Raw genomic sequence first — 21,277 nt, forward strand, 5'->3', positions numbered from 1 at the left:
GACTGATGTCCGTGGTGGACCGGCAGGAGTGGGACGTCGTCGTGGTCGGTGCCGGGGGCGCCGGGCTGCGGGCCGCGATCGAGGCGCGCGAGCGGGGCGCCCGTACGGCGGTGATCTGCAAGTCCCTGTTCGGCAAGGCGCACACGGTGATGGCCGAGGGCGGCATCGCGGCGGCCATGGCCAACGCCAACGAGCACGACAACTGGCAGGTCCACTTCCGCGACACCATGCGCGGGGGCAAGTTCCTCAACCAGTGGCGGATGGCCGAGCTGCACGCGCAGGAGGCCCCGGACCGGGTGTGGGAGCTGGAGACCTGGGGCGCGCTGTTCGACCGTACGAAGGACGGCCGGATCTCCCAGCGCAACTTCGGCGGCCACGAGTACCCCCGCCTCGCGCACGTCGGCGACCGCACCGGCCTGGAGCTGATCCGCACCCTCCAGCAGAAGATCGTCGCCCTCCAGCAGGAGGACCACCGGGAGACGGGCGACCACGAGTCCCGGCTGAAGGTCTTCCAGGAGTGCACGGTGACCAGGATCCTCAAGGACGGGGACCGCGTCTGCGGTGTCTTCGCCTACGACCGCGAGACCGGCCGCTTCTTCGTCCTGGAGGCCCCCGCCGTGGTCGTCTCGACCGGCGGCATCGGCAAGTCCTTCAAGGTCACGTCGAACTCGTGGGAGTACACCGGGGACGGGCACGCCCTCGCCCTGCTCGCGGGCGCGCCGCTGCTGAACATGGAGTTCGTGCAGTTCCACCCGACGGGCATGGTCTGGCCGCCGTCGGTGAAGGGCATCCTCGTCACCGAGTCGGTGCGCGGCGACGGCGGGGTGCTGCGGAACTCCGAGGGCAAGCGGTTCATGTTCGACTACGTTCCGGACGTCTTCAAGGAGAAGTACGCCGAGTCGGAGGAGGAGGGTGACCGGTGGTACGAGGACCCGGACCACAACCGACGGCCGCCCGAACTGCTCCCCCGCGACGAGGTGGCCCGCGCGATCAACGCCGAGGTGAAGGCGGGCCGGGGCTCACCGCACGGCGGTGTCTTCCTCGACGTCTCCACCCGCATGCCCGCCGAGGTCATCCGGCGCCGGCTGCCGTCCATGTACCACCAGTTCAAGGAGCTGGCGGACGTCGACATCACGGCGGAGGCGATGGAGGTCGGGCCGACCTGCCACTACGTGATGGGCGGCATCGCCGTCGACTCGGACACGGCGGCCGCGCGCGGGGTGCCGGGGCTGTTCGCGGCCGGTGAGGTGGCCGGCGGTATGCACGGCTCCAACCGGCTCGGCGGGAACTCGCTCTCCGACCTGCTGGTCTTCGGCCGCCGGGCGGGCTGGCACGCGGCCGAGTACGCCCAGGGGCTCGCCGGGGGGCGCCCGCCGGTGGACGACGCCCAGGTCAACACGGCCGCCGCGGAGGCCCTGCGGCCCTTCTCCGCGGAGACCGAGGGCGAGGCGGGACCGCCGGAGAACCCGTACACCCTCCACCAGGAACTCCAGCAGACCATGAACGACCTGGTCGGCATCATCCGCCGCGAGGGCGAGATGGAGCAGGCCCTGCACCGGCTCGCCGAGCTGCGCGTACGGGCGCGCCGGGCCGGGGTGGAGGGGCACCGCCAGTTCAATCCCGGCTGGCACCTCGCCCTGGACCTCAGGAACATGCTGCTCGTCAGCGAGTGCGTGGCGCGTGCCGCGCTGGAGCGCACCGAGTCGCGCGGCGGCCACACCCGCGAGGACCACCCGGCGATGGACCGTGCGTGGCGCAACGTGAACCTGCTCTGCGCCCTCGCCGACCCCACCGGCGGCCTCGCGGCGACCGACCCCGCCCGCGGCCAGATCCGCCTGACCCGTGAGACCACCGAACCCGTCCGCCCCGACCTGCTCGCCCTCTTCGAGAAGGAGGAGCTGGTCAAGTACCTCGCCGAAGAGGAGCTGTACGAGTGAGCAGCTACGACGCCCGTTTCCAGGTGTGGCGGGGTGATGAGCAGGGCGGCGGCCTGGCGGACTTCACCGTCGAGGTCAACGACGGTGAGGTGGTCCTCGACATCGTCCACCGCCTCCAGGCCACCCAGGCGCCCGATCTCGCGGTCCGCTGGAACTGCAAGGCGGGCAAGTGCGGTTCGTGCTCGGCGGAGATCAACGGCCGGCCCCGGCTGCTGTGCATGACCCGTATGTCGGTGTTCGACCGCGCGGAGACGATCACCATCACCCCGCTGCGCGCCTTCCCGGTGATCCGGGACCTGGTGACGGACGTCGGCTTCAACTACCAGAAGGCCAGGGAGGTCCCGGCCTTCGTACCGCCCGCCGGCGTGGGTCCCGGCGAGTACCGCATGATGCAGGAGGACGTGGACCGCTCGCAGGAGTTCCGCAAGTGCATCGAGTGCTTCCTGTGCCAGGACACCTGCCACGTGGTGCGTGACCACGAGGAGAACAAGACGGCGTTCGCCGGTCCGCGCTTCTTGATGCGGGTCGCGGAACTGGACATGCACCCGCTGGACTCGGCCGCGGAGGCGGGCCTGGACCGCAAGCGGACGGCTCAGGACGAGCACGGTCTCGGCTACTGCAACATCACCAAGTGCTGCACGGAGGTCTGCCCCGAGGGCATCAAGATCACGGACAACGCGCTGATCCCCCTGAAGGAGCGGGCCGTCGACCGCAAGTACGACCCGTTGGTGTGGCTCGGCTCGAAGATCAGACGACGGTCTTCGTAGCCTCGCGGCCGGGGCGCTGGGCCAGCATCTGGAGGCCCAGCCCCGCCATGAGGGCGAGCCAGCCGAGCCAGGGCAGCGGCCCGTACGCCCCGGCGAGCGGGCCGAGGAAGACGAAGAACGTCCCTCCGGACGCGCTCAGCAGCGCGCCGTAGCCCCACAGTTTCGGGCGTACCACCCGGCTCCGGCCCCACGGCACGACCCAGCCGGCCGTGACGGCCGCGATGCCGGCCCCGGCGAGGAGCGCCATGGCCACCGCGGCGGCCACCACCATGTGCATGTGCATGACCGTCAGGGTCCCACCAGGGCCAGGGCCCGCGCCAGGTTGTGGTCCGCTATGCCCCGCATGAATTCCGGGTCGGGGAAGTCCCCGTCGAGCAGCCGCAGCGGGCCGGCGACCAGGTGCAGGTGCATCGCCAGCCGGTACAGGCGCAGCCGGTCCGGGTCCAGACCGGGGGTGCGCAGGCCGTCGTAGTGGGGGCCGAAGCGGAAGCTCAGGAAGACGTGCTCCCACTCGGCGTCGAAGTACATCAGCCCCTCGATGTCGATCAGGGCGGGATGCCCGCCGGCGTCCAGCAGGACGTGGTCGGGGCCCAGTTCGCCGTGGACGAGGCTGTGCGCGGCGCGGGGGCGCACCTCGGCGGCGAGCGCCCGCACGCTCTCCTCCAGCCGTGCGCGGTGGGCGGCTGCCCGCGGTTCGCGTACGGCGGTCTCGGCGATGTCGGACAGCGCGCGGCCGGCGACCAGCCGGGCGCAGGAGCCGCCGTACGAGGAGACCCCGCCGTCGGCGACGGCGACCTTGCCGAACCTGTCGGAGCGGCACTCGCGCAGGGAGCCGAGGGCCTCGGCGAGTTCGCCCAGGGCCGGCCGGGCCGCACCCGGGTCCCGCCGCAGGGCCTCCTCCAGGCTGCCGCCGGGCAGGTCCTCGACGACGACGGCGCCCGCCTCCCGGTCCACGTGCAGCAGGCGGGCGGTACGGACACCGGCGGCGGTGAGCCGGTCGTGCGAGGCGGTGAACAGATCGAGGCCGGAGGCGTGCGAGAAGGGATCGCGGGGGTCGGCGTCGGGCTGCTCCCAGTAGTCCTCGTCCGGGGCCCAGACGTAGGCGATCGCGGTCGTGCCGTCGTCCGCCAGGAGACGGTAGGCGCCCTTCTTGGACCCGCCGCGCAGCCGGGTGACGGCCGTCAGGGTGCGGTGGGCGCCGAGGGCGGCCCGGGCGAGGGGTGCCAGGTCGGCGGCCGTGCGGTGCCGCCGGGCGGGTGTCATGCGGCCCAGTCCTCCCGGTAGGCCCGCCAGTCCGCCTCCGTCGCCGCGAAGTCGACGTACAGGGCGACGCCGAAGCGGGCGCGGTCCGCGTCGGTCCGGGACAGGCCCAGCCGCACGCCCCGCACGGCCGCCGGGACGGTCTCGGCGTGGGCCCAGTGGCCGAACCGGTTCTCGTGGTAGAAGGGCAGGCCCATCAGGAGGTCCGTGGAGTCGGGGGTGACCTCCAGGGCGAGGCTGGTCTGCTGGGCCACGTACCCGCCGTAGAGGCTCTCCAGCGGCTGCATGGTGTCGTACGACATGACGGCGATCTGGTCGACCCGGCGGGCCACCTGCCCGAAGTAGGCCTGCGACCACCACTTGGGGTGGCCGGTGGTCGTGCCCCAGAAGGAGTGGAAGGCCGGCAGCGGGTCGATCTGGTGGGCGGCCACGGACAGCAGGGCGTGGTGGGCGTGAGTGAGGGCGCGCAGGTCGTCGAGGAGGTCGAGGTAGTCCCGGTCGCCGGAGTGGAGCGGCTCCAGGTCGAAGTGGGCGCCCTCGAACCCGGCGTCCAGGACGCGGCGGGTGGACGCGACGATCGCGGCCCGGGTGGAGGCGCGCTCCAGACGCAGCCCGTCGGGGCTCTCGGTGGCCAGCTTGTCGCCGAGCCAGGCCTGCACCCTGACCCCGGGCAGTTCCCGGTGGACGGCCGAGATCAGCCAACGCGCCCGCGCGTACGCGGACTCGGGCAGGGTTCCGTCGTGTTCCAGCGGACCGGAGTGGACGTACAGGTCCCGGATCCCGGTGCCCCGCAGCCGTCCGGCCAGCGCCTCGACGTCCTGGTCCGTCTTGCGGCCGTCCACCCACGCGTGGCCCAGCCAGAGGGCGTCCCGGTGGCGCGTGCGGGTCCCGGCGGCCGGGTCACCCGTGTAGTTGACGCGCAGGGCGGTCTCGGCGGTGAGGAGGGGGACGAGAAGGAGGGCGAGCACGAGGAGGGCGTAGCGACGGAACCGCCGGAGCCCGCGCCCGGCGGGCTTTCGCGGCGCGCCGGCGCCGACGGGTTCGGTCGTGTCGCCGTCCGGCCGGGCCGCGTTCTCCTGCGGCTGTTCGGCTTCCGGCTGGTTCGTCCGTTCGGTGTCCATCCCGCCCCCCTGTCCGCCTCGTCCCCCACCCGTATCCATCCCGCTCGCGAAGCCGTCTACCTGCCCATACGCTCCGAAATGTGACGTCCTCCCTCATCCGGGGCCGGCCCCGGCGCGCCAAGGCGCACATACGGGTGCGGGTGACGCATGCCGTGCTGGGTGCCGTGGCCGCGGCCGGGTGGCTGATGCTGCCTGTGATGACGATCAACGCCGGGCAGCCGGTTCCCGGGGCCCCCACCGGGCCGGTCGCGAGTGCCGCCGCGCCGCAGGACGAGACGTCCCCCGCCGACCTCGTACTGCCGCTGGTGGCGGGCGGCGCGGCCGTCGTCCTGGCCGGATACGGCTACCTGCGCCGCACCCGGCGGGCCCGCTCCCGGACGACCCCGGGCATCGTCTCCGTCACCCCGGCCGCCCCCACCCCGGCCGACTCCGAACGCCAGGCACGGGCCGCGCTGGTGCTGGCCGACGACTGCGTACGCGCCAGCGGGGAGGAACTGCCCTTCGTACGGGCGCGGTTCGGGCAGGCGGAGACCGAACGCCTCACGCACGCGATGTGTGCCGCGCGGACCGAGCTGTCGGCCGCGTTCGCGATCTGGCGGCGGTACGAGGAGGGGGTGCCGGAGGAGGCGGACGCCCGGCGGCAGGCGCTGGTCGGGGTGATCGGGCGGTGCGCGGAGGCGGGGCGGCGGCTGGACGCCGAGGCGCCGGACCTGGACCGGCTGCGCGGGCTCGACCAGGGCGTGGGCGGGGCGCTGGAGGTCGCCGAGGCGCGGTTCCGGGAGCTGACCGCACGGACGGCGGCCGCCCAGGACGCCGTCGCCGCCCTGCACGAGCGGTATCCGCCGCCCGCCGTGGAGCCCGTCACCGGGTACGTCGAACAGGCCAAGGACCGGCTGGTGTTCGCCACGACCCACCTCAACGGCTGCCGACAGGCCGACGACTTCGCCGACCGGACCCGGGCCGCGGCCCACCTGCGTGCCGCCGAGGGCGCCATCGCCCAGGCCGACACCCTGACGACCGCGATATCCCGCCTGACGGCGCACCTGGCGGAGGCCGCCGCCCTGGTGCCGCCGACGCTGACGGGCGCGGAGGCGGAGCTGGCCGTGGCACGGGAACCCGAGGGCGAGAAGGCGGAGGACGGGGCGCGCCCACCGCGTCCTCCCCTGGCCGCCGGTGAGCTGCGGGCCCGGCTCGCGCACGCCGACGGAGTGCTGGCCGGCGTCCGCGCGGAGGCGACCTCGGGGCCGTACGACCCGCTGGACGCGCTGCGCCGGATCACGCGGGCCGTGGCACGGCTGGGGGCGGGGCGGGCGGGCGTGCTGGCCGCCGCGGCGGTGCTGGTGGCCCGGAGTTCCGTCGCCGGGGCGGAGGAGTTCACGGCGGTGCACCGGGGCGCGGTGGGCGCGGAGGCGCGGGCCCTGCTGGCCGAGGCGACGCGGTCGCTCGCCGCGGGGGACGCCGAACCGGCCGACACGGTGTCACGGCAGGCCCGGGACCTGGCCGAACGGGACGTACGCACGCACGGCACCCCGTACGTCGGCACCGACGGCGACCCGGCGGGGCCGGCCGGGGCCGTGCTCGGCGGGATCCTCCTGGCCGAGGACCCCGACGGCGGCCCCCCGGCCGCCTACGGCGGCCCGGCCACCCGGGGCAGACACCACTTCCGCCCGGCACCGTGACGGAGCCCCGACCCGCCGCACCCGGCGAACGGGCACGTCGGCGGGACCGCGACCGGTGACCCGCACCGACGGCAGGCCCCGGCCGCAGACTCCCGGCCCAAGGCCGCGACAGCCACCCGGAGGACACCACTACCGGCCGACACCCCGACAGACCGCGCCACGACCGGCCGTACCCGGCGAGCGACAACGTCGGCGGGACCGCGACCGGTGACCGCACCGACGGCAGGCCCCGGCCGCAGACTCCCGGCCCAGGACCGCCACAGCCACCCGGAGGACACCACTACCGGCCGACACCCCGACAGACCACGCCACAACCGGCCGTACCCGGCGAGTGGCCGCCCCGGCGGCAGGCGTCGCCCTATGCTGCCCGGCCGAGGATTCGCCCGGTGTCAGAAGAGGCTGAGCAGGGCCTCCGCAGGGTCGGTCAGGCCGGTCTCGCCGCCCGGCAGCGGCAGCTCGAACCACACCGTCTTGCCCCGGGGTGTGCGCCGCGATCCCCATGCCGCGCTCAGCAGTCCGACCAGTTGCAGACCCCGGCCGCCCTCGTCCGTGTCGCGGGCCCGTCGCCGCCGGGGCTGGACGAGCCCCGAGTCCCACACCTCGCACACCAGGGTCCGGTCCAGCAGCAGCCGGAGCCGTATCTCCCCCTCGCCGTACCGCAGCGCATTGGTCACCAGCTCGCTCACCAGCAGTTCGGCGGTGTCGACCAGCGGCTCCAGGTCCCAGCTGAGCAGCTGCCCGCGGGCGTACTCCCGGGCCCGCCCCACACTGCGCGGCTCGCGCGGCAGCGTCCAGTCGCCGACGGACTCGGCCGGCAGCCCCTGCACACGGGCCATCAGCAGGGCGATGTCGTCCTCGCCGTGGTGGGTGTCGAGCGTGTTGAGCACGTGGTCGCAGACGTCCTCCAGCGGCCGGGAGGGATCCGTGAGCGCGCCCACGAACGCCTGGAGGCCCTCGTCCAGGGGGTGGTCGCGGGACTCGACGAGTCCATCCGTGTAGAGGGCGAGCAGCGCCCCCTCGGGGAGTTCGACCTCCACCTCCTCGAACGGCTCCCCGCCCACGCCGAGCGGCATGCCGGGCGGCACGTCGAGCATCAGCGCCGCCTCGCCGGGCTCGACCAGGACCGGCGGCAGATGGCCGGCGTTGGCGAACGTACATCGCCTGGTCACGGAGTCGTAGACGGCGTACACACAGGTCGCCAGGTACACCTCGGAGAGGTCGGCGTCCCGGGGCTGCCGGGCCGTGCGCGTGGCCTGCTGGACGCCACCGGGGGTGCCGAGCCCCCGCGCGATCTCGTCCAGCGCCGACAGCACCTCGGCCGGTTCCAGGTCCAGCAGGGCCAGCGTGCGGACCGCCGTGCGCAGCTCGCCCATCGCGACGGCCGCCCGCAGGCCCCGGCCCATCACGTCGCCCACCACCAACGCGGTGCGGTGCCCGGGCAGTTCGATCACGTCGAACCAGTCGCCGCCGACCTCCGTGGCCGCGTTGCCGGGCAGGTAGCGGCAGGCGATGTCCAGTCCGGAGGCCTCCGGGTCACCGGGCGGGAGCAGGGACCGTTGCAGTATCAACGCGCGTTCGTGCTCGCGGCGGTACAGCCGGGCGTTGTCGATGCAGACCGCGGCGCGCGCGGCCAGCTCCACCGCGAGGTCCCGGTCGCGGTCGCCGAAGGGCTCGCTGCCCTTGGTCCGCGCGAACCGGGCGAGTCCGACGACCGTGTCGTGGGCGACCATCGGCACGGCCAGCGTGGACTGCACGAGGCCGCCCTCCTCGGCCGGCACGGCCTGCGGCCGGGCGGTGCGCAGAGCGTCGGCGTAGGGCGAGTTGAAGGGGAAGTGGTGGACCGCGCCGATCTCGACGGAGTCGCCGGAGCCGCTGAGGGGCGCGTCGGCGACGGCGCTGGCGAAGGCGACGCGGCGCAGTTCGGCGCTGCCGTCGGCGAGCCCCGGCGGGGCCTCGTCGCCGGCCAGCAGTCCCTGGTAGAGGTCGACGGTGGCGAGGTCGCAGAAGCCGGGGACGACCACGTCGAGGAGTTCGCGGGCCGTGGTCTCCAGGTCCAGGGAGTTGCCTATGCGGGCGCCGGCCTCGTTGAGCAGGGCGAGGTTGCGGCGGGCGGCGGCCGCCTCACGGGCGGCGGCGCGGCGGGCGGTGATGTCGGTGCCCAGCCAGGCGATGCCGATGGGCCGGCCGCTGCCGCTGTGCACGCGGTAGAGGTTGACCGACCAGTGCCGGCGCTCCTCGGATCCTGGGACGAACCCGGTGACGTGCATGTCGGTGATGGACTCGCCGCTCTCCAGCACCCGCCGCAGGGTGGCCGAGACCCGCTCGGCCTCACCGCGCGGGAGATAGTCGTGAACTCCCTTGCCGCGATGGTCGTCCGGGGTCCCGCCGAAGATGGAGGCGAACCGTTCGTTCGCCCGCCGGACCCGAAGGTCGGCGTCGATCAGCAGGAATCCGAAGGGGGATTGACCGAATATCGCCTGCGAGGCGGCGAGGTCGGTCTCGATGCTGCGCAGGGTGCGCACGTCCACGACGATGCAGACGGCGGCCTTGTCGCCCTCGGCGGTCCGGGTGGGCATCACGTAGACCTCGGCGAGGCCGTCCTCGCCACGGCCGCCGTCCACCGTGCCCGACGCCCGGAAGGGTACGACCCCGGTCCACTCCCGCCCGTCGAGGATTTCGGCCATCTTGCGCTGACCGCGGTCGCGCAGATCGGAGTCGATGAACGCCTCTATGGGGTCCATGCCCACGGCGCGTTCGGCGGGGATGCCGAGCAATTGCTCGGCGCGCAGGCTCCACTGGTCGACCAGACCGCCGGGACCGATGGAGAAGGACGCGACCTTGATGTAGTCGTAGATCGAACCGGGCGGACTGCTCTGCCACATGGCGTCGCCGGGTGCCGCGGCATCCGCGGCCTGCTGCCTCGCGCCGTCCGACGGGTCCTCGGACTCCGTGGCCTTCGCTGGTATCTCGCTCACGCGAACCGTCCCCTCCAGCTCACCGCGTCCGGCACCGGTCACCGGAGGCGGCTGCCCGCAGTATCCAGCACTACGGCGCCGCACGACACGGTGTTCACGATCACAGCTCGGTCCAGGTGTTTTTCGGACCGGTCCGTGACAACACTTCCACTCTTCTAACCAGGGAACACGCCCGCGAATCACACACTCACCGACGGGCCGGGGAGCGGAGCGCGCAATCGACGGCACCCCGGCGTACGTCCGACCCCGCGCGAGCCCCCGCGTGCTCCCCCCTCACCCGGGCAGCGCCAGTTCGAACCAGACGGTCTTTCCGTTCGCGCCGGGACGGGTCCCCCAGCGGCGTGCGGCTCCGGCGACCAGTTGCAGACCGCGTCCGTTCTCGTCCTCGAGGCGGGCGACACGCTCGCGCGGCGGGTCCGGGAGCGGGTCGGAGACCTCCACGAGCAGCGCGCCGTCGAGCCCGCCGGGACGCACCAGCCGTACGCCGATGGGTCCGGTGGCGTGGCGCAGGGAGTTGGTCACCAGCTCACTGACCAGCAGGGCGGCGAGGTCGGCGAGACAGTCGAGGTCCCAGCCGTGCAACTGGCCCCGCACGGCGGCGCGTGCGGCGCGCACTGCTCCCGGTTCCGCGGGAAAGGACCACTCGGCGCAGTCGCCATCGGTCTCGATCACGCCGATCACTTCCCAGGCCAGCGAGCGCACCCATGTCCGTTTTCGTGGGGTTAATGGGCACATACCCGATATCTCGCGGGCAGTACCGCGCCGGAGGGCGCACTGTGGCACGAACGGCGTACGGCTCGTTCGGCGCGGCGGGTCGAGCGCCGGACCGGTGCCGCGCCGGGCGCCCGGCTAGAAGGAGGCCAGCGCCTCGACCTCGCGCACCGCCGCCACGTCCTGGTCGAGCCACGGCACGTCCCAGACCTCGGCCGGGGTCAGCCAGCGCAGCTCGTCGTGGTCCTGGAGGGGTTGGGGGGCCGGGGAGCCGGGGCGGAGGCGGGCGGTCCACACCTGGAGGACGTACGGCGTCCGCAGCGGCCACTCCCCCGGTACGCGCTCGACCGGCTCGGCGTCGATGCCGAGTTCCTCGCGGAGTTCGCGCACGAGGGCGTCCTCGGGGCGTTCGTCCGCCTCGACCTTGCCGCCGGGCAGCTCCCAGCGTCCGGCCAGTTCGGCGGGCGCGCTGCGGCGCGCGGCGAGCAGCCGGCCGTCGTCGAGCAGGGCGGCTCCCACCACCACGATGCGTTCGGTCCTCGGCGTCATGGGGCGGAGCCTACGGGAGGGCGCGCCTGGTCAGTTGCGCGTGCCGTCCCCGTTCGCACCGATGCGCTCCACCCAGTAGAGCTGCTTGTGCCCCCGGTCGTCGAAGCTGTCGGCGATCTTCTGGGCCTCGGCCCGTGTCGCGTACCGTCCGACGCGGTAGCGATTACCGTTGTCGTCCTGCCGTATCACGATCCAGGGCAGAGAGACCGTGTTCTCACTCATGGCCCTCACCGCCCGGGTCACTCCTTCTCGCACCGCCCCACCCTCCACGACGCTCGGCTGCGCTCGCCCGGGGCCCCCGTCCCGTTCCGGGCCCCCGCCGTGCCCCGCCTAAGGAAACCGCAATCCGCATATGCCCGAGCGTACGCCCAACCTTCACGCACCGAATACGCCTTTTCACAAAGAGGTACGCAACCAGCCAGAACGGTGGGGGCGCGCGGAGTCGAACGCGCCGTCGCGGACGACGCCCACTGGGAGGGACGTCCGTTCGGCAGAAACGGGGATCACCTGGGAGAACGGCCGGATTGCAGCGGCCCGCCGGGCAGGGGCCATGGCCGGGCGGCGGGGCGGACCGCACACCCGGTGCGCACCGGGTGTGCGCCACCTCACTCGGCGGGCGGGCGGACTCCGTGCCGCCGCCCCGCCCGGGCGGGGTTACCAGGAGACGTCACTTCACGGGCAGGTGGTACGCGACCCGGTAGCGGTCGGCCGGGATCACCACGTCGGCGGTCTCGACCGGGCGGCCGGAGGCGAAGTAGGTGCGCTGGATGACCAGGACGACATGCCCCGGAACACCGCCGAGCAGGTGCAGTTCCTCCGCGAGACCGGGGCGGGCGCCGACCTCCTCGGTGACGTTGTCCACGATGACGTCGATGGCCCGCATGCGCTCGGCCACGCCCATGCCGCCGAGGGGGCCCTCCTCGGGGAGCATCACGGGGGTGCGGCCGGTGACGGCGAGCGGCTCCCAGGAGGTGGAGAGCATCATCGGCTCGCCGCCGTCCCGGAAGAGGTAGCGGGTGCGCATGACCCGCTCCCCGGCCTGGATCGCGAGCCGGTCGGCGATGGCGGCACCGGCCTCGGCCTGCTCGCTGCTGGACTCCCAGGTGCCGCGCACCGAGGCGTCGGCCTGCTCCTGCCGGAAGGGCGTGGCACCGCCGGACGGGCGGTAGCCGGAGCGGGACACCCGCCGGGGCACGGGCCGTTCCCGCACGTACGTCCCCGAGCCGGAGCGGCCCTCGACCAGCCCCTCGGCCATCAGCACCTTGCGGGCCTCCAGGGCGACCGTGTCCGAGACGCCGTACTCCTCGCGGATGCGGGCCTGCGAGGGGAGCCGGGTGTGGGGTGGCAGTGAACCGTCGTCGATCTTCTTGCGGAGATCACCCGCGACGCGCAGGTACGCCGGCTGCTCACCGAAAGTCACTGGCCACTCCCATCAGGTTGTACAGACAGCAACAGCCTGGCAACCGTGGGTTGTGCCATGCAAGCAAAGGCCAGAGAATCACTCGATGTGATGACAAAAGAGCCGCAGGGTCTTCACGCAGGCACTTTCCTCCCTCTATAGGGGTGCTCATCTCGCGGCGCACTCACACCTGGACGACAGAGACGAGCGGGGGCGGAATGACGACGGGGACAGGCGCGCGGGGCAGGGTGGGCAGCCGGGCCGTCCGGGCGGTGAACGGGCTCACCGCACGTTGGGCGACGACCGTGCGGGACGGCACGGTCTTCTCGGCGGCCGGTGTCTGGCCGCTGCTGGCCTTCCTCGCCGACGGCGCGGCGGGACCGGCACGGTCCGAACTGGCCGAGGCGCTGGGCCTGCCGGCCGATCAGGCGGCTTCCGCGGGGCGGGAGTTGATCGCCGGCATGGCCGCCCTGCCGGGCGTGGACAGCGCCGTGGGGCTGTGGACCGGGCGGACGCTCGAGCTGCGCCCGGAGTGGGAGGCGGGGCTGCCCGCCGGGACGCACGGCGCACTCACCGGGGACGTGCCGGCGGACCGGGGAGCCCTGGACACCTGGGCGGCGGAGCGCACCGGAGGTCTGGTCGAGCGGCTGCCCCTGCCGGTGACGGACAGGACCGAACTGGTGCTGGCGAACGCGCTCGTGATGCGGACCGAGTGGCTGACGCCGTTCGACGAGGTGCCTTTGGAGACGGCGTACGGACCGTGGGCCGCCACCGAACGGCTGGGCCTGCGGCGTTCGACCGCCGTGCTCGACCGGATCGGCGTCGTGGACGCCCCGCACGGCCGGGTGACCCGGCTGACGGTACTGGGAAGCAACGCCCTGGACGTGCACCTGTTGCTCGGCGAGGAGGGGGCGGCCCCGGGCCGGGTGCTGGGAGCGGGCGTCGGCGCCCTCGCCGGGCGGCCGCGGCTGCCCTACGGGGCGGTGGGTCCCGGCCTGACCGTGCGACGGGAACGCAGCACGAGCCCCCGGCCGCCCACGCTCGACGTCACGACGGCCGCCTTCGACCTGCGCGCGAGCCACGATCTGCGGGGATCGCCACGGCTGTTCGGGCTCACGACGGCCATGGACACCGGCCGCGGCCACTTCCCCGGTATCAGCGGCGGCCACCCACTCGCCCTCGATGCGGCGGAGCAGTCGGCCACCGCCAGGTTCGGCGCGCTGGGCTTCAGGGCCGCGTCGGTCACCGCCTTCGGGGCGGTGGCGGGCGGCGTGCCCGACCTCCGGTACGTGACGACGACGGTCGACGCCCGCTTCGACCGCCCCTTCGGCTTCCTCGCCCTGCACCGGCACTCCCGGCTGGTACTGGCGGCGGGCTGGGTGACGGACCCGCTGCCGTTCCCCGAGGACCCGGACGAGGAGCGGGAGGACCGGTAGCGGCCTCTCAGGGGCGCTGGTCCTCCAGGACTTCGACACAGCGGGCGAGGAGAGCGGCCAGTGCCTCCCGCTCCTCGGCGCTGAACTCGGCGGCGAGGGCCCGCTCCACCCGTACGGCGCGGGCGTCGGCGTCGGCCAGTACGGCGCGGCCCTCGTCGGTGAGGCGGGTCTCCAGGACGTTCCTGTGCCACTCGTGCGGAGTGCGCGCGATCAGGCCGCGGTCCTGGAGGTTCTTCAGGACCGTGGTCATGGTGGGCGGCGTGACCCCGCACAGCCGGGCCAGGGCGGCCGCGGAGATGCCCGGCTTGTCGGAGAGGTGGAGCAGGGCGGCGTACTGGGCGACCGTCACGCCCGCCGGCTTCAGCACCGCGGTCTTGGTCGCGTTGAGAGCCTGCTCGGCCCGCTTGAGGTGGGAGCCGAGGCGCTCGGACGCGGGCATGGAGGTCATCACCCGCGCATGCTAGCGGGCACGTACATCCATGCCGCCTCTGGTACCCGCACCACCCCGCAGACTCATTAACGTATTGACGATCATTAGACCTCTAACTTAGCTTCGTACTCGTATTCATGGAATGGCTCAACCGAACCCGAGAGGCACTGCCACCCGTGTCCCGTTCGATCCACCGCCGCACGTTCCTCACCGCCACCACGGCCGCCGCGCTGGCCGTCGCCGCCCCCGGGCAAGCCCGGGCGGCCGGGCCGCGCGTCTCCACGGCCTTCACCCTCCCCGGCGAGCGCGCCTACCCCGAGGGCATCGCCCTCGACCCGCGCACCGGAGACGCGTACGTCGGCTCGTTCACCACCGGCGCGGTCTACCGCGCCGCCGCCGGGAGCCGCACAGCCGAGGTGTACCTCCCCGCGGGCACCGACGGCCGGACCACCGCCAACGGCCTGAAGGTCGACGGAAGGGGCCGCCTGTGGGTCATCGACTCCACCACCGGCGTCGACGTGTACGACCTGCGGGACCGCACTCTGCTGGCCCGATTCGAGGTCCAGGACGGCGAGCAGCGCTTCCTGAACGACCTCACGATCACCGCCGACGGCACGGCGTACGTCACCGACAGCGTCCGTCCGCTCCTGTACCGCGTCACCCCGGCCGAGGTGAGCCGCGCCCGCGGCGGCCGCGCCCCCCTCACCGCGCGCTACGACCTGAGCGCGGCCACGCCCCCGCAGCCCGGCGCGGCCTACACCTTGAACGGCATCGTCGCCGACCCGTCCGGACGCCTGCTCTTCACCGTCGACATGACCGGCGGCGGCCTGTACCGGGTCGCCGTGGCCGACGGATCGGTGCGCCGGGTCACCCTGCACGGCGGCGACCTGGCGCACGGCGACGGCCTGGAACTGACGGGCCGCACCCTGTGGGCCGCGCACAACGCGACCAACACCCTGACCCGCTGGCACCTGTCGGCGGACGGCACCGCGGCCCGCCTCCGGCGCACCCTGACCGACCCCGCCCTGCAGATTCCGACCACGCTGGCCCACCACCGCAACGGCCTGCTGGTGGTCCGCTCCCAGTTCGACAAGGGCGGCCCGATGGGCCCGGGCACCCCCGGGACCCCCTTCACGGTGGCCCGGGTGACGGGGCTGTGATCGCCGCCCGCAGCGATTCGACGTGGCCTTCGTGCGAAGGCCGGCCCCGGTCTGCTTCCCTCCACCGCGACAGGCCGTCGGCCACCCGGTGAGGATGAACGAGCAGAGGCCAGATCCGAAGATCGGATCTGGCCTCTGAACCGGGGTCATGCGCCTTGATCAGCTCGCTTGGCGATCAAGGGACTTCGCCCTACACGTTGAAGCGGAACTCCACCACGTCGCCGTCCTGCATGACGTACTCCTTGCCCTCCATGCGCGCCTTGCCCTTGGCGCGGGCCTCGGCCACCGAGCCGGCGTCGACCAGGTCGCCGAAGGAGATGACCTCGGCCTTGATGAAGCCCTTCTGGAAGTCGGTGTGGATGACACCGGCCGCCTCGGGGGCCGTCGCGCCCTTCTTGATGGTCCAGGCGCGGGACTCCTTGGGGCCGGCCGTCAGATAGGTCTGCAGTCCCAGGGTGTTGAAGCCGACGCGGGCCAGGGTGGCGAGGCCGGGCTCCTCGGCGCCCACCGACTCCAGCAGCTCCAGGGCGTCCTCCTCGTCCAGCTCGGCGAGGTCCTGCTCCAGCTTGGCGTTGAGGAAGATCGCCTCGGCGGGGGCGACCAGGGCGCGCTGCTCGTTCTTGAAGTCCTCGTCGACCAGTTCGTCCTCGTCGACGTTGAAGACGTAGAGGAACGGCTTGGTGGTGAGCAGGTGCAGGTCGTGCAGCAGCTCGTTGCGCTCGGTGCCCTGGACGATGCCGTGCGCGAAGAGCGTGTCGCCCTTCTCCAGGATCTCCTTGGCCTCCTCGACGGCCTTGACCTTGGGCGCGACGTCCTTCTTGATCCGCGACTCCTTCTGGAGCCGGGGCAGGACCTTCTCGATGGTCTGGAGGTCGGCGAGGATCAGCTCGGTGTTGATCGTCTCGATGTCGTCCTTCGGCGAGACCTTGCCGTCGACGTGGACGACGTTCTCGTCCTTGAAGGCGCGGATGACCTGGCAGATCGCGTCGGACTCACGGATGTTCGCGAGGAACTTGTTGCCCAGACCCTCACCCTCGGACGCGCCACGCACGATGCCGGCGATGTCCACGAAGTCGACCGTGGCCGGAAGGATGCGCTCCGACTTGAAGATCGAGGCCAGCTGGGCGAGACGGGCGTCGGGCACACCGACGACGCCGACGTTCGGCTCGATCGTGGCGAACGGGTAGTTGGCCGCCAGCACGTCGTTCTTGGTCAGGGCGTTGAACAGGGTCGACTTGCCGACATTCGGCAGACCGACGATTCCGATCGTGAGCGACACGTTGCGACTTCCCGTAGATGAGTGGGCCAGTGGCTGCCAGGGGCCAGGAGACACTGGCCGATCCACCAGTCTACGGCGTCCCGGGGGGCAGGCTCACGGGAGCGTCGAACGCCCGGCCAACCTCCTCTCATCGGCGTGTCCGAGGGCCGATTCGACACATAAACAGACCTAAGTTGGTCCAGTGGAGCAACACAGAACGCGACCCCCGAACGACGGAAGGCGACGTGGCACGCCGCACGGCTCTCTGCCGTCGCAGGCCGGACGCCGGTCCGGCGGAGCACGGCCCGGACGGGCGGAACGGCCGTCACGACAGGTCCGGGGCGCCCGGCAGGCGCCACGGGGTCCGGGGCTGCCGGACCTCCGGCTCACCGGCCTCGGCAGCGGTCTGTTCTGCGGCGCGGCGACGTTCCTGCTCGGCTGCCTGGACTGGTTGGTGTTCGACGGATCCCTGACCCTGTACGGGGTGCTGTTCCTGCCGGTGTGCGTGCTGACCGCGCTCTGGGTGCGCGAGGGGGACGTGTTGTCCGCGCCCGTGGTCGTACCGATCGCGTTCGTCGTGGGGCTGCTCCCCGTCGCCGACGGCGACGGGGGACTGACCGGCCGCATGGTGGGGCTGGCCACCGGCCTCGCCACCCAGGCCGGCTGGCTGTACGGGGGGACGCTCGTGGCGGGGGTGATCGTGCTCGCCCGCCGGGTGCGGTGGGTACGGCGGCGCCGGCGGCGGGGCTGAGCGGGACCCCGTACCGCGGGGCGGCCGCCGCGCGCGGCGGTCCCCGCTAGCCCCGGCCCTGCCGGCCCCGGCCCTCCTGGGCCGCTCTCATCGCCGCCCCCACGATCCCCGCGTTGTTCTGCAGCTGCGCGGGGACGATCTCGGCCTCGATGCCCTCGATGAGGTGCAGGAACTTGTCGGACTTGCGGCTGACCCCGCCGCCGATGATGAACAGCTCCGGCGAGAACAGCATCTCGACGTGCGCGAGGTACTTCTGGACGCGGTGCGCCCACTGCTGCCAGCTCAGGTCGTGGTCGTCCTTGGCCTTGCTGGAGGCGCGCGTCTCCGCGTCGTGGCCGTTCAGCTCCAGGTGGCCCAGCTCCGTGTTCGGCACGAGGACGCCGTCCACGAAGACGGCGCTGCCGATGCCGGTGCCGAAGGTGAGCAGGATGACCGTGCCCCGGCGGTCCCGCCCGGCGCCGAACTGCATCTCGGCGACGCCCGCCGCGTCGGCGTCGTTGACCACGGTCACCGGCAGGCCGCCGAGCATGCCGCCGAACAGGGCGCGCGCGTCGGTGTCGATCCAGCTCTTGTCGACGTTCGCCGCCGTGCGGACCGTGGCTCCGCCGGTGACCACTCCGGGGAAGGTCAGCCCGACGGGGCCGGTCCAGCCGAAGTGGTCGATGACCTGCTTGACCCCGTCGGCCACGCCGTCGGGCGTCGCCGGATGCGGGGTGAGCACCTTGCAGCGCTCCTGGGCCAGGGTGCCCCCGTCCAGGTCCACAGGGGCGCCCTTGATCCCGGATCCACCGATGTCCACGCCGAAGATCTGCATGGCACCACGTTACGACGGACCACTGACGGTCACTACGGTGAGCGGCGGGGTGATCCGCCGGCCGTCACTCGGCGGCGGTGCCCGTGGCGCCCGAGCCGCCGCGTTCGGCGACCAGGGTGGCCGCCTCGTCGCGCAGGTCGCGGCGCAGTTCCTTGGGCAGCGAGAAGGTGATGGACTCCTCGGCCGCCTTGACGATCTCCACGTCGCCGTAACCGCGCTCGGCGAGCCACTCCAGGACCTGCTCGACCAGCACCTCGGGCACGGAGGCGCCGGAGGTGACACCGACCGTGGTGACGCCCTCCAGCCAGGCCTCGTCGACCTCGTCGGCGAAGTCCACCAGGTAGGCGGCGCGGGAGCCGGCCAGCTTGGCGACCTCGACCAGCCGCTTGGAGTTGGAGGAGTTGCGCGAGCCGACGACGATGACCAGTTCGGCCTCGGCGCCCATCTGCTTCACGGCGAGCTGGCGGTTCTGCGTGGCGTAGCAGATGTCGTCGCTGGGCGGGGAGACGAGCCCGGGGAACTTGGTCTTCAGGGCGTCGACGGTCTCCATGGTCTCGTCGACGGACAGGGTGGTCTGGGACAGCCACACGACCTTCGACGGGTCGCGGACCTCGACCTTGGCGACGTCCTCGGGACCGTCGACGAGCTGGATGTGGTCGGGGGCCTCGCCGGAGGTGCCGATGACCTCCTCGTGGCCCTCGTGCCCGATCAGGAGGATGTCGAAGTCGTCGTTCGCGTAGCGGACGGCTTCCTTGTGGACCTTGGTGACCAGCGGGCAGGTGGCGTCGATGGTGGCGAGGCGGCCCTGCCGGGCCTCCTCGTGCACGACGGGGGCGACGCCGTGCGCCGAGAACATGACGATGTTGCCGGGCGGCACCTCCTCCGTCCGCTCGACGAAGACGGCGCCCTTCTTCTCCAGGGTCTGCACGACGTACTTGTTGTGGACGATCTCGTGCCGGACGTAGATCGGGGCCCCGTACTGCTCGAGGGCCTTCTCGACGGCGATCACGGCGCGGTCCACACCGGCGCAGTAGCCCCGGGGGGCGGCGAGCAGGACACGGCGGCCAGGCGAAGCGGTCATGCGTCCCATCGTAAGGCCGCGTTCGGTGGCGCAGAGATCGCGTCCCCGCTCGCCCGCGGGGAACACCGGATCCCCTGTCCGACACCGGAACGGCCGCCTCCGCGACCGACACGCACGCCGGGCCCGGTCGCACGGTGCGGTGGCCTTCGCGGCTCCGCCCGGCCGGCCGGCGCGGCCTGGCTGCTCAGCGGCTGCCTGCTCCCGCTCGTCCCACGGCACCCACCGACGAAGCCCGCCGACGACCGAGTGGCGCCGGTGCCCGGAGCCGGCGGCACCGCGGCTGCCCGCGGACGCGGGGAACCGTGCGCGGCCACCGCCGGCCCGCGGCCGGACGGAGGCACCGCAGGCCGGCGGGCCCTCGCTGTCGGTACCGGCCGATACGCTCGGGCGCATGGCTGTCAACACGTCCCCCGAAGCGCCGCTGCCCGTCGGTGAGGTGTCCCGGATGATCGGGGGCTGGATCGACCGGCTCGGGGCGGTGTGGGTCGAGGGGCAGATCACGCAGTTGTCGCGGCGGCCCGGCGCAGGTGTCGTGTTCATGACGCTGCGCGACCCGTCGCACGACATGTCGGTCAGCGTGACCTGCTACCGGCAGGTCTTCGACGCCGTCGCCGACGTCGTCGGCGAGGGCGCGCGTGTCGTGGTCCTGGCGAAGCCCGAGTGGTACGCCCCGCGCGGCCAGCTGTCGCTGCGGGCCGCCGAGATAAGGCCCGTCGGCGTCGGTGAGCTGCTGGCGCGGCTGGAGCGGCTGAAGAAGGCGCTCGCGGCCGAGGGGTTGTTCGCGCCGGAGCGGAAGAAGCCGCTGCCGTTCCTGCCGCAGCTGATCGGGCTGGTGTGCGGCCGGGCCTCCGCGGCGGAGCGGGACGTGCTGGAGAACGCCCGGCACCGCTGGCCCGCCGTCCGCTTCGAGGTGCGCAACGTCCCCGTCCAGGGCGTGCACGCCGTGCCGCAGGTCGTGCAGGCGGTCAAGGAGCTGGACGAGATGGACGGCGTGGACGTCATCGTCGTCGCCCGCGGCGGGGGCAGCGTGGAGGACCTGCTGCCCTTCTCCGACGAGCAGCTCGTACGGGCGGTGTCGCAGTGCCGTACGCCCGTCGTGTCGGCCATCGGGCACGAACCGGACAATCCGCTCCTGGATCATGTCGCCGACCTGCGCGCCTCCACCCCGACGGACGCGGCGAAGAAGGTCGTGCCGGACGTGGGCGAGGAGTTCGAGCGCGTGCGGATGCTCCGGGGCCGCGCGCGGCGCTGCGTGAACGCCTCGCTGGAGCGGGAGGAGCGGGGCCTCGCGCACGCGCTGGCCCGGCCCTGCATGGAGGACCCGCACCGCATGGTGGACGAGCGGGCCGATCACCTGGCCTCCCTGGCCGAGCGGAGCCGGCGGACGCTCGGCCATCTGCTGGACCGCGCGGACTCGGAGCTGACGCACACCCACGCGCGCGTGGTGGCCCTCTCCCCCGCGGCGACGCTCAAGCGGGGTTACGCGGTGCTCCAGAAGGCCGACGGGCACGCGGTCCGGGATCCGGAGGAGGTCGCGCGGGGCGAGGCGCTGCGCGCCCGTGTCGCCGACGGCGAATTCACAGTGAAGGTAGGGGAATGACGGGCAAGGCGGACGAGACGCTCTCGTACGAGCAGGCGCGGGACGAGCTGGTCGAGGTCGTACGGCGGCTGGAGGCGGGCGGTACGACGCTGGAGGAGTCCCTGGCGCTGTGGGAGCGCGGCGAGGAGCTGGCCAAGGTGTGCCGGCGCTGGCTGGAGGGGGCGCGGGCGCGGCTGGACGCGGCGCTGGCCGAGGAGGAGTCCGAGGGCGAGGACACCGAGTAGACGGACCCGGGAGGCTGTGAAGCGGATCACCGCACCCCAGGGTTTGTTGAACCTTGAACTTCTTTGTCGTAAGGTCGTGCCGTCAGCCGGTCCGGGACTCCGGGCCGGACGCACACCTGAGGAAG

Annotated in this window: 20 protein-coding genes; 8 read left to right on the top strand and 12 right to left on the bottom strand. The window is 73.0% G+C overall.

What is annotated here, in order from left to right:
* Window positions 1-5: 5 nt before the first annotated feature.
* Window positions 6-1,937 (top strand): fumarate reductase/succinate dehydrogenase flavoprotein subunit, encoded by a 1,932-nt coding sequence (locus BLW57_RS14925; RefSeq protein ID WP_093475014.1) that lies wholly within the window; start codon window positions 6-8, stop codon window positions 1,935-1,937.
* Complete coding sequence (locus BLW57_RS14930) at window positions 1,934-2,704, top strand: succinate dehydrogenase/fumarate reductase iron-sulfur subunit (RefSeq protein WP_093475016.1); 771 nt, start codon at window positions 1,934-1,936, stop codon at window positions 2,702-2,704. Before BLW57_RS14925 ends, BLW57_RS14930 begins: the two co-directional genes overlap by 4 nt.
* On the opposite strand, the gene BLW57_RS14935 is transcribed toward BLW57_RS14930, so the two are convergent.
* The 3 genes from BLW57_RS14935 to BLW57_RS14945 are packed head-to-tail and all read right to left on the bottom strand — an operon-like array spanning window position 2,685 to window position 5,085.
* The gene (locus BLW57_RS14935; protein ID WP_093475017.1) at window positions 2,685-2,987 is read right to left on the bottom strand and encodes a hypothetical protein; all 303 of its coding nucleotides are present in this window, start codon (window positions 2,985-2,987) and stop codon (window positions 2,685-2,687) included. The two genes, BLW57_RS14930 and BLW57_RS14935, sit on opposite strands and share 20 nt — an antisense overlap.
* A gap of 5 nt (window positions 2,988-2,992) precedes the next feature.
* On the bottom strand, window positions 2,993-3,967 hold the full coding sequence (locus BLW57_RS14940) for a phosphotransferase (protein ID WP_093475019.1): 975 nt from the start codon (window positions 3,965-3,967) through the stop codon (window positions 2,993-2,995).
* Window positions 3,964-5,085 carry a hypothetical protein gene (locus BLW57_RS14945; RefSeq protein WP_256339484.1) on the bottom strand — a complete coding sequence of 374 codons (1,122 nt, stop codon included), beginning with the start codon at window positions 5,083-5,085 and terminating at the stop codon, window positions 3,964-3,966. The genes BLW57_RS14940 and BLW57_RS14945 overlap by 4 nt, the downstream gene beginning before the upstream one ends.
* 80 nt (window positions 5,086-5,165) lie before the next feature.
* Here BLW57_RS14945 and BLW57_RS14950 point away from each other — a divergent pair, with 80 nt between their 5' ends.
* Window positions 5,166-6,764 carry a hypothetical protein gene (locus BLW57_RS14950; RefSeq protein WP_093475020.1) on the top strand — a complete coding sequence of 533 codons (1,599 nt, stop codon included), beginning with the start codon at window positions 5,166-5,168 and terminating at the stop codon, window positions 6,762-6,764.
* A 389-nt stretch (window positions 6,765-7,153) separates the two neighbouring features.
* Here BLW57_RS14950 and BLW57_RS14955 read toward each other — a convergent pair whose 3' ends face one another.
* The 5 genes from BLW57_RS14955 to BLW57_RS14975 all read right to left on the bottom strand — a co-directional run bounded on the left by BLW57_RS14955 (window position 7,154) and on the right by BLW57_RS14975 (window position 12,419).
* Window positions 7,154-9,739 carry a SpoIIE family protein phosphatase gene (locus BLW57_RS14955; RefSeq protein ID WP_093475022.1) on the bottom strand — a complete coding sequence of 862 codons (2,586 nt, stop codon included), beginning with the start codon at window positions 9,737-9,739 and terminating at the stop codon, window positions 7,154-7,156.
* A 273-nt stretch (window positions 9,740-10,012) separates the two neighbouring features.
* Entirely contained in the window at window positions 10,013-10,474 is a 462-nt protein-coding gene (locus BLW57_RS14960; RefSeq protein WP_371127792.1) for an ATP-binding protein, read from the bottom strand.
* 114 nt (window positions 10,475-10,588) lie between these two features.
* The gene (locus BLW57_RS14965) at window positions 10,589-10,999 is read right to left on the bottom strand and encodes a (deoxy)nucleoside triphosphate pyrophosphohydrolase (RefSeq protein ID WP_093475025.1); all 411 of its coding nucleotides are present in this window, start codon (window positions 10,997-10,999) and stop codon (window positions 10,589-10,591) included.
* A gap of 30 nt (window positions 11,000-11,029) precedes the next feature.
* Window positions 11,030-11,221, bottom strand: coding sequence for an SPOR domain-containing protein (locus BLW57_RS14970; RefSeq protein ID WP_093475026.1), 192 nt, complete (start codon window positions 11,219-11,221; stop codon window positions 11,030-11,032).
* Window positions 11,222-11,666: 445 nt separating this feature from the next.
* Window positions 11,667-12,419: a GntR family transcriptional regulator gene (locus BLW57_RS14975; protein WP_093475028.1), complete on the bottom strand. Its 753-nt coding sequence runs from the start codon at window positions 12,417-12,419 to the stop codon at window positions 11,667-11,669.
* Window positions 12,420-12,616: 197 nt separating this feature from the next.
* Between BLW57_RS14975 and BLW57_RS14980 the strand changes: the two genes are divergently transcribed.
* Window positions 12,617-13,834, top strand: a complete 1,218-nt coding sequence (locus BLW57_RS14980) for a serpin family protein (protein ID WP_093475029.1) — start codon at window positions 12,617-12,619, stop codon at window positions 13,832-13,834.
* Window positions 13,835-13,841: 7 nt separating this feature from the next.
* Here the strand turns inward: BLW57_RS14980 and BLW57_RS14985 are convergent, their stop codons facing one another.
* A complete protein-coding gene (locus BLW57_RS14985) occupies window positions 13,842-14,282 on the bottom strand; it encodes a MarR family winged helix-turn-helix transcriptional regulator (RefSeq protein WP_256339485.1) in 441 nt (146 codons plus the stop codon).
* Between the two features lie 158 nt (window positions 14,283-14,440).
* Between BLW57_RS14985 and BLW57_RS14990 the strand changes: the two genes are divergently transcribed.
* Entirely contained in the window at window positions 14,441-15,424 is a 984-nt protein-coding gene (locus BLW57_RS14990) for an SMP-30/gluconolactonase/LRE family protein (RefSeq protein ID WP_093475031.1), read from the top strand.
* 190 nt (window positions 15,425-15,614) lie between these two features.
* Here the strand turns inward: BLW57_RS14990 and ychF are convergent, their stop codons facing one another.
* Window positions 15,615-16,703 carry a redox-regulated ATPase YchF gene (gene ychF, locus BLW57_RS14995; protein ID WP_093475032.1) on the bottom strand — a complete coding sequence of 363 codons (1,089 nt, stop codon included), beginning with the start codon at window positions 16,701-16,703 and terminating at the stop codon, window positions 15,615-15,617.
* Window positions 16,704-16,884: 181 nt separating this feature from the next.
* Here ychF and BLW57_RS15000 point away from each other — a divergent pair, with 181 nt between their 5' ends.
* Window positions 16,885-17,433, top strand: coding sequence for a DUF6542 domain-containing protein (locus BLW57_RS15000; protein ID WP_176985590.1), 549 nt, complete (start codon window positions 16,885-16,887; stop codon window positions 17,431-17,433).
* Between the two features lie 46 nt (window positions 17,434-17,479).
* On the opposite strand, the gene ppgK is transcribed toward BLW57_RS15000, so the two are convergent.
* Both ppgK and BLW57_RS15010 read right to left on the bottom strand, forming a co-directional pair.
* Window positions 17,480-18,247, bottom strand: a complete 768-nt coding sequence (gene ppgK, locus BLW57_RS15005) for a polyphosphate--glucose phosphotransferase (RefSeq protein WP_093475033.1) — start codon at window positions 18,245-18,247, stop codon at window positions 17,480-17,482.
* 64 nt (window positions 18,248-18,311) lie between these two features.
* The gene (locus tag BLW57_RS15010; protein WP_093475035.1) at window positions 18,312-19,337 is read right to left on the bottom strand and encodes a 4-hydroxy-3-methylbut-2-enyl diphosphate reductase; all 1,026 of its coding nucleotides are present in this window, start codon (window positions 19,335-19,337) and stop codon (window positions 18,312-18,314) included.
* Window positions 19,338-19,719: 382 nt separating this feature from the next.
* Between BLW57_RS15010 and xseA the strand changes: the two genes are divergently transcribed.
* Both xseA and BLW57_RS15020 read left to right on the top strand, forming a co-directional pair.
* On the top strand, window positions 19,720-20,928 hold the full coding sequence (gene xseA, locus BLW57_RS15015; RefSeq protein WP_093475036.1) for an exodeoxyribonuclease VII large subunit: 1,209 nt from the start codon (window positions 19,720-19,722) through the stop codon (window positions 20,926-20,928).
* Window positions 20,925-21,152 (top strand): exodeoxyribonuclease VII small subunit, encoded by a 228-nt coding sequence (locus BLW57_RS15020; RefSeq protein ID WP_093475038.1) that lies wholly within the window; start codon window positions 20,925-20,927, stop codon window positions 21,150-21,152. Before xseA ends, BLW57_RS15020 begins: the two co-directional genes overlap by 4 nt.
* Window positions 21,153-21,277 lie beyond the last annotated feature (125 nt).

Source organism: Streptomyces sp. 1222.5 (assembly GCF_900105245.1).
GTDB lineage: Bacteria > Actinomycetota > Actinomycetes > Streptomycetales > Streptomycetaceae > Streptomyces > Streptomyces albidocamelliae.

Excerpts from the sequence above, each read along its gene's own strand:
- BLW57_RS14925 (WP_093475014.1), top strand. The coding sequence starts at position 6 with ATGTCCGTGGTGGACCGGCAGGAGTGGGACGTCGTCGTGGTCGGTGCC.
- BLW57_RS14935 (WP_093475017.1), bottom strand. The coding sequence starts at position 2,987 with ATGCACATGCACATGGTGGTGGCCGCCGCGGTGGCCATGGCGCTCCTC.
- BLW57_RS14940 (WP_093475019.1), bottom strand. The coding sequence starts at position 3,967 with ATGACACCCGCCCGGCGGCACCGCACGGCCGCCGACCTGGCACCCCTC.
- BLW57_RS14945 (WP_256339484.1), bottom strand. The coding sequence starts at position 5,085 with ATGGACACCGAACGGACGAACCAGCCGGAAGCCGAACAGCCGCAGGAG.
- BLW57_RS14960 (WP_371127792.1), bottom strand. The coding sequence starts at position 10,474 with ATGTGCCCATTAACCCCACGAAAACGGACATGGGTGCGCTCGCTGGCC.
- BLW57_RS14965 (WP_093475025.1), bottom strand. The coding sequence starts at position 10,999 with ATGACGCCGAGGACCGAACGCATCGTGGTGGTGGGAGCCGCCCTGCTC.
- BLW57_RS14970 (WP_093475026.1), bottom strand. The coding sequence starts at position 11,221 with ATGAGTGAGAACACGGTCTCTCTGCCCTGGATCGTGATACGGCAGGAC.
- BLW57_RS14980 (WP_093475029.1), top strand. The coding sequence starts at position 12,617 with ATGACGACGGGGACAGGCGCGCGGGGCAGGGTGGGCAGCCGGGCCGTC.
- BLW57_RS14985 (WP_256339485.1), bottom strand. The coding sequence starts at position 14,282 with ATGACCTCCATGCCCGCGTCCGAGCGCCTCGGCTCCCACCTCAAGCGG.
- ppgK (WP_093475033.1), bottom strand. The coding sequence starts at position 18,247 with ATGCAGATCTTCGGCGTGGACATCGGTGGATCCGGGATCAAGGGCGCC.
- BLW57_RS15010 (WP_093475035.1), bottom strand. The coding sequence starts at position 19,337 with ATGGGACGCATGACCGCTTCGCCTGGCCGCCGTGTCCTGCTCGCCGCC.
- xseA (WP_093475036.1), top strand. The coding sequence starts at position 19,720 with ATGGCTGTCAACACGTCCCCCGAAGCGCCGCTGCCCGTCGGTGAGGTG.
- BLW57_RS15020 (WP_093475038.1), top strand. The coding sequence starts at position 20,925 with ATGACGGGCAAGGCGGACGAGACGCTCTCGTACGAGCAGGCGCGGGAC.